Here is a 6,987-nt window from a genome sequence, read left to right as displayed (position 1 = left end):
GTTCTTCGTCCGACAGCGTCAACTCGGCCTTCGGCCGCCCCGTCCGTGCCATGGAGCAAGCCTACACATCTGAATGGAATTCTTGACTCAGAAGACTAGCGGGCGAGCGACCCGTTCTGGGCGTCGGACGCGGACTGCCACGCCCTCATACCCGCCGCGGACGCCTCCTTGACCTGTCGCCACTTCATGGCCGCCTGCTGGGCCGGGGGCACGTCCATGTCGCGGATCATGCGCCGACCTGCCGTGAACACCGCGAAGGCCGCGACGGCCATGCCGGCGCATGCCACCGCGGCACCGACTGCGGTGACCATGACGCCGGTCTTGACGAGCCGGGTGTCGATCTCGATCCCCCGCTGGGACTGGTGGTAGTGCTGGTTCATGACTCCACCATCCAACGGCGGGAACCACCTCGCATCCCGGCCAACGGCGCAGGACGCCACACCACTCAGGTGGTGGTACGCGTGATGCCGACGCGCCGGGCTCCGGGAAGGGCCGTCCGCCGGCGCCTTCCGGCTGACGGGAGGGCCGCATGCGGAACAGCTGCGTGAGCTGATGCAGAGGTACAGCGACAGCCTGCATTCCGGCCGTCGCCATCTGCTGCGTCAGTCCCGGCTCGTCGACATGGCCCGCAAGGCGGTCGGAGTGAAGATGGGTTCGCCCGTGGATGTTCATCGGTTGTGTCTGCGTCCGCACGCACCGGTGAGGAATCACTCGAATCTCTCTGCTGCGGATCCCTCAGGGCCGTTTCGCCGACGCCTACCGGCCATCGCCAGAGGTGTCACGCAGGGCGTCACCGGTGGTCGTGCTGACGGGTTCAGCCCTGGGGCCTGTCTCGCCTCAACGGGGCCGGGCCGCTGCTCTCCCGCACGATCAGCTCCGGCTCGGCCCACAGGGGCAGGGCAGGGGCGGTATCGGGTTCGAGGAGCCGGTGGAGCAGGCCGAAGCAGCCCCGACCGAGACCTTCGAAGTCGAGGCGGACGGTGGTCAGGGCGGGGTGTGCGTAGGCGGAATGGGGGGCGTCGTCGAAGCCCACCACGCTCAGGTCGCCCGGCACGTCACGGCCGGCCTCCCTGGCCGCGCGGAGTACGCCGAGTGCCAGGTCGTCGTTGCCGCAGAGCACGGCCGTGACCGACGGGTCGGCCAGCAGCGAGCGGGCGACGAGGTAGCCGGAGCGAGGGCTCCAGCCGGCGTCGATCGGTTCCGGGAGGGGCTTGCCGGCCGTCCGCAGGGCGTCGCGCCAGCCCTCGGCGCGCTGGCCGATGCGGGTGGTGGAGGACGGGATCGCCAGGTAGTGCACGGTCTCGTGGCCGAGGCCGATGAGATAGCGGGTGGCCTGAGCTGCGGCTGCCCGGTCGTCCAGCCAGAGCTGGGGCCGGTCGCCGGGGCGGCCGTCCTCGGGCCGCTCCACCGCCGCCGCTGCCGGGAACCCGGCGGGCAGTGCCTGCCATGCCCGTACACCCGCCGCGTCGAAGGCGATCACCAGCACCGCCTCCCCCGGCCGACTGACCCGGGCCGCGACATCCGCGGGCTGCTGGGCCGAGCCGGCGTCGAGCACGCTGATCCCGACCGCGAAGTCAGCCGCCCTCGCCGCCTCCTCGATGCCCTTCAGGGTCGCCGAGGCACCGTACAAGGAGGTGTCGGAGGTCAGCACGGTCACCGAGCGCACCGCACCGCCGGCCAGTGCCCGGGCCATCCGGTTGGGCGTGTAGCCCAACTCGGCGATGACGTCGAGGACTCGGGCCCGGGTCGACTCCTTGACCCGGGGATGGCCGTTGACGACCCGGGAGACGGTCTGGTGGGACACGCCCGCCTCCTTGGCGACGTCCCGGATGCTGACGGTCTTCGGAGCCTGGGGTCCCCCGCCGGAGCGGGGGGCGTCAATCGCTTCCTGCATGGTGGGGACGGCTCCTCGTCGTACTGGCCGGGCGGTGACGGCAGCGTTGGGTCGGGTGTTCCCCTTGACCGCGGCCCCCTTCATTGTCTGTCGGCCGGAACAGACCTGATTGAGGGGTCGAGCACCTTCACCCTGTACGTGGACGAGGAGGCGGTCAGTGGGCAGCCGATCGTGGTGCCCTCGGTACCGCTGGAAAGGCGCGGGCGTCCCACTCCCTGCTCTTCCACTTGGTCACGAAGTCACCATTCAGAGTGGGGATCGACGGCCATACCGTACCTGCAGCGGTGATGATCTTCTTCTGCGACTCCGAGCCGAGCCACTCGACCAGTCCCCACGCCTCCTTCGGGCGCTTGCTCCCGGAGTGCGGCGCGGTGCTGAGACCCCGTAGTCCACAGGCTCGAGGCCACCGCCGACGCGCCTTGGCAGCTTCCCGACGCCCTCGCCTGACGGGATGCCAAGAGAAAATTTCACGCGGAGTATTGCGAGGGCCAAATGTTACCGTTCACACTATCTCTGCGTCACCGATGCGTTAACGTCCGACACCGGAAGCGTGTAGGGGCCCACGTGCAGGGGCCAGCCTCGTAGCTGACCTCGCCACAAGCCTCGCTGCACCCCCTCTCGCCGTACCGCCTGTCGCCGAGTCCCTGCGGAGCCCAAAAATTGTGAACGGTAACATTTCCCGGCTGTAGCCGGGCCCCCGGGCTCGCCGACCGATACTCTCCGTTCCGTCCAGCCCGACGGCCGAACCACTGAACGCGAGGAGCCGGTTCCATGCGGGCGTGGAGTGCGTGCGCCGTGGCCGCAGGTGAAGACGGCGACACCCACCCGTACCACCGTCAGGTGCCGGCCGACCCGGATCGGGCGAACCACAAACTCTTGTCTGCTCAACCTCTTGGCGCACGCCTGCAACAGTGCCGCCCCATACATCCGTATCTGCTGTCTTTTGTTCGCGTGAGGAAAGGGTTGCTTTCATGTCATCAGGGAGAACCGCCGGGACCCGCTGGATAAGATCCATGGCCGTCCAGGCGTTGGTCTTCAGCCTGGCTCTCGCCGGGCTCGTGTCCATGGGCGGTGGCCGGACACCGTCCACGGACCTCGGCCGGACCGAGCCGGTCGCGGTGACCACCAACCAGGTCGCGGTTCCGCCGGCGCCGATGGGCTGGGCCTCCTGGAACAGTTTCGCCAGCAGCATCGACTACAACACCATCAAGGCCCAGGCCGACGCGCTTGTCTCGTCCGGAATGGCCGCCGCCGGCTACAAGTACGTCAACATCGACGACGGCTGGTGGCAGGGCGCCCGCGACAGCAACGGCAAGATCGTCACCGACGAGAGCCTGTTTCCCGGCGGGATGAAGGCCATGGCCGACTACATCCACAGCAAGGGCCTGAAGGCGGGTATCTACACCGACGCGGGCAAGCAAGGCTGCGGCTACTACTTCCCCACCACCAAGCCCGCGGCGCCCAACACCGGCAGTGAGGGCCACTACCAGCAGGACATGCAGACGTTCCAGGAGTGGGGCTACGACTTCGTCAAGATCGACTGGTGCGGCGGCGACAAGGAAGGCCTCGACCAGGAGACCACGTACAAGGCGATCAGCGCCGCCAACGACGCCGCGACCGCGATCACCGGCCGCAAGCTGGTCCTGTCGTTCTGCGAGTGGGGCACCGGCAACCCCTGGAACTGGGGCGCGGGCACGGCCCCGATGTGGCGCACCAGCACCGACATCATCTTCTGGGGCGCCAGCCCCTCCTCGGCCAACATGCTGGCCAACTTCGACAAGACACTGCACCCGTCGTCCCAGCACACCGGGTATTACAACGACCCTGACATGCTGATGGTCGGCATGAACGGCTTCACCGCCGCCCAGAACCGCACCCACATGAGCCTGTGGGCGATCTCCGGCGCCCCGCTGATAGCCGGCAACAACCTCACCACCATGAGCACCACGACCCGCGACATCCTCACCAACTCCGAGGTCGTCGCCATCGACCAGGACGCCCGCGGCCTCCAGGGTGTCAAGGTCGCCGAGGACACCAAGGGCCTGCAGGTCTACAGCAAGGTCCTGTCGGGCACCGGCAAGCGCGCCGTGCTGCTGCTCAACCGCACCTCCTCCGCCGCGTCCATCACCGCCCGCTGGGCCGATCTGGGCCTGACCACGGCCTCCGCCTCCGTGCGCAACGTATGGACGGCGACGAACGCGGGCAGCTCCGCGACGAGCTACACCACCAGCGTCCCGGCCGGCGAAGCGGTACTGCTCACCGTCTCCGGCACCGAGGCCTCCGGCACCACCTACGAGGCGGAGTCGGCGTCCAACACCCTGGCCGGCACGGCCGCCACCGCCACCTGCGCGAACTGCTCGGGCGGCTCGCGGGTCGACTGGATCGGCAACGGCACCGCCAACACCCTGACGTTCAACAACGTCAACGCCTCGGCCTCCGGCGTGAAGCTCGCCACCATCGCCTACGTCAACGGTGACAGCACCGCCCGCAAGGCCACGCTCCAGGTCAACGGCCAGCAGCCCACGGTGGTCTCGTACCCGCCGACCGGCTCCTGGACCACCCCCGGCACCGTCTCCGTGCTGGTCGGTACGGCCAAGGGCTCCAACACCATGAAGTTCTCCAACAGCGGCGGCTGGGCGCCCAACCTCGACGCCGTCCTCCTTCAGGACATCGCGGGCACCAACGGCACCGAGATCATCGGGGCCGGCTCCAACCGCTGCCTCGACCTCGCCAAGAACACCATCGTCAACGGCACCCAGCTCGCCCTCTGGGACTGCTTCGGCGGACACAACCAGACCTTCACGTCCACGTCACGCGGCGAGCTCGTGGTCTACGGCAACAAGTGCCTCGACGCCTACAACAGCGGCACCGCCAACGGTACGAAGGTCATCATCTGGGACTGCACCGGCGGGACCAACCAGAAGTGGACCGTCAACTCCAACGGCACCATCACCAACAACCTGTCCGGCCTCTGCCTCGACGCTGTCAGCAACGGCACCGCCAACGGGACCAAGATCGACCTGTGGACGTGCAACAGCGGGACCAACCAGAAGTGGACGCTGAACTGACGGATTGACGCCGCCGCTCGTTCCCCACCGGCGGACGGACTGGGATCTCCGGTCCGTCCGCCGATTCATTTGTGCGGCGTCACATGATTTGCACGGTAAGGGATCCAGGCCGGGGGGGCACAGACACACGGGGGGAGGTGACGCCACTGGGCGGGGCACGCCGCGGCCGCACCGGCTCTCACGCCAGGCCGGCCTGTCGGATCACTGAGGGTCTTCGCAGATGATCTCGTCACGCGGGGTGTAATGCGTGCGGAACGGCTCCCGCTTTACTTCGTTGCCGTCGTTGTAGAAGACCCGCTCGACGGTGACGTCGAAGCCCTCGAGCGGGGTCTGCGGCACGCACTTCTCGTCGGCGCTCACCTTCCGCTCCGGCTGCTTCACGTGCGTGCGGGGCCCCGTGACCGACTTGATCTCGTCGTACTTCCTGGTACCGAGGAAGGTGACGGTCACCGAGGTGTCGGTGGCCTCGGCCTGGATGTAGACGGCGTTGCCGGAGTCGTTGGCGAACCTGAGATCGAGGCTGCCCCAGGCAACCGTCGCCTCACGGCCCTCCGGGTAACGCTCGATGTAGAAGGAGTGGGCGCCGTACTCCACGGGCTTGACGCCGGCGAAGAACATCGCGTTGAACATGGTCGTGGCCACGGAGGAGACACCACCGCCGGGCGCCTTGGTGAACTGGTCGTCGAGGATCATGATGCCCTCGACGAAGCCGTTGGCCTCGGTGCGCTCGCCCACGGTCCGGTTGAAGCTCCAGGTCTCGTCGGGCAGGACGACGGAGCCGTTGATGAGTTGCGCGGCCCGCCCTATGTTCTTCGTGCGGTACGCGGCCGGTTCGAAGTGGACGGTGAAGGAGGACATCTTCTCCGTCAGCCCCAGCCGCGCCGCATTCTCGCGGGTCACCTCCGGCTGGATCCGTCGCACGGCCAGTTCCCCGGTGCGGGCGGCACCCGCTTTGGTGAGCAGCGGCAGCACGGCCTTGCTCAGCGCCTTGTCGGTGACCTGTATGCCGGTCCGGGCGTCGTCGGCCACCACGACCTGGTCGCCGTCCAGCCGCAGCCTGGCGTTCTCGGCCGTGGTGGTGATGCCGGCCAGCGGGCGGGCCACCGCGGGGGCGGAGCGCAGGCCCTTGCCGTCCAGCTTCGATATCAGCCCGCCGGAGTCGTCCGGCCGCAACGTCAGGTACTCGCCCAGAACGGCCTGGCTTATCGTGAACCGCCTGCCGCCCGTGGTGAGCGTGACGGGCGCCGACATGGCCGGCTGCGCGAAGTCGCGCACCGCCCGCCGCACCTCCTCCGCCGTGACCTTCGGCTCGGTCTCGCGGGCGGGCAGGGGCGTGACCGTGTCCGCCGCGCCGTGCAGGAAGGAGGTCCGCAAGGTGCCGACTGCGGCGTCCACGTCCAGTGCGTAACCACTGTGCGGAGCGACCTGCTCGACCTGGCCGTCCTCGAAGGCGACGGCGCCGTTGCGGACCTTCTGGTCGAGCGCCTTCGCCAGCTTCCCGAGAGCAGTGCGGGCCTTGCCCTCGTCGAGGCGTACGACCGGCTCGACGTCACCCCCTGAGCGGAAGAACCCGCCGATCACGCCGACCGGATCGGAGGCGGTGCGCGCCGCCCGGTCGACGGTCTGCTCGGCGTCGAAGGTGAGTCCGGCCTGCCGCGGGTCGACGGTCCCGCCGCGGTCGCCGACCTTCACGGCCAGCTCCCGCGAGCCGGCCGCCGCCAGGTGGTTGTCCAGCTTGCGGATGGCCTCCGTACGGCTGAGGCCCCCGATGTCCACCCCGCGCACGGTCGTACCGGCCTCGATCTCACCGCCCGTGAGCAGCAACCCGGCCAGATACAGACCACCGAGGCCGACGGTCAGCGCACCACCCGTCAGGGCGAGGGGCGGCACGGAGGGTATTCGGGGGCGCATGGGTCTCCCGGACGAGGGATCGGTAGGCGGTGCACGCGATGACGCAACGACGTGCACAGGGCAGGCGCCTCAAGGTACCCATAACGGGCGATGAGTGCGTATGCCGCATGTCAC

Annotated in this window: 4 protein-coding genes; 1 reads left to right on the top strand and 3 read right to left on the bottom strand. The window is 68.7% G+C overall.

What is annotated here, in order from left to right:
• Window positions 1-95 precede the first annotated feature (95 nt).
• Entirely contained in the window at window positions 96-380 is a 285-nt protein-coding gene (locus ADK57_RS22225; protein ID WP_053751253.1) for a hypothetical protein, read from the bottom strand.
• Window positions 381-814: 434 nt separating this feature from the next.
• Window positions 815-1,894, bottom strand: coding sequence for a LacI family DNA-binding transcriptional regulator (locus ADK57_RS22220; protein WP_053751252.1), 1,080 nt, complete (start codon window positions 1,892-1,894; stop codon window positions 815-817).
• A 1,013-nt stretch (window positions 1,895-2,907) separates the two neighbouring features.
• Here ADK57_RS22220 and ADK57_RS22215 point away from each other — a divergent pair.
• Complete coding sequence (locus ADK57_RS22215; RefSeq protein ID WP_234390354.1) at window positions 2,908-4,962, top strand: RICIN domain-containing protein; 2,055 nt, start codon at window positions 2,908-2,910, stop codon at window positions 4,960-4,962.
• A 201-nt stretch (window positions 4,963-5,163) separates the two neighbouring features.
• Here ADK57_RS22215 and ADK57_RS22210 read toward each other — a convergent pair whose 3' ends face one another.
• Window positions 5,164-6,873, bottom strand: coding sequence for a VanW family protein (locus ADK57_RS22210; RefSeq protein WP_053751250.1), 1,710 nt, complete (start codon window positions 6,871-6,873; stop codon window positions 5,164-5,166).
• Window positions 6,874-6,987 lie beyond the last annotated feature (114 nt).

Origin of the sequence: Streptomyces sp. MMG1533, from assembly GCF_001279775.1 — a bacterium.
Taxonomy (GTDB): domain Bacteria; phylum Actinomycetota; class Actinomycetes; order Streptomycetales; family Streptomycetaceae; genus Streptomyces.
The sequence above is the reverse complement of the archived record's forward strand: the minus strand, read 5'-3'. Positions and strand labels throughout refer to the sequence as shown.

Excerpts from the sequence above, each read along its gene's own strand:
- ADK57_RS22210 (WP_053751250.1), bottom strand. The coding sequence starts at position 6,873 with ATGCGCCCCCGAATACCCTCCGTGCCGCCCCTCGCCCTGACGGGTGGT.
- ADK57_RS22225 (WP_053751253.1), bottom strand. The coding sequence starts at position 380 with ATGAACCAGCACTACCACCAGTCCCAGCGGGGGATCGAGATCGACACC.
- ADK57_RS22215 (WP_234390354.1), top strand. The coding sequence starts at position 2,908 with ATGGCCGTCCAGGCGTTGGTCTTCAGCCTGGCTCTCGCCGGGCTCGTG.
- ADK57_RS22220 (WP_053751252.1), bottom strand. The coding sequence starts at position 1,894 with ATGCAGGAAGCGATTGACGCCCCCCGCTCCGGCGGGGGACCCCAGGCT.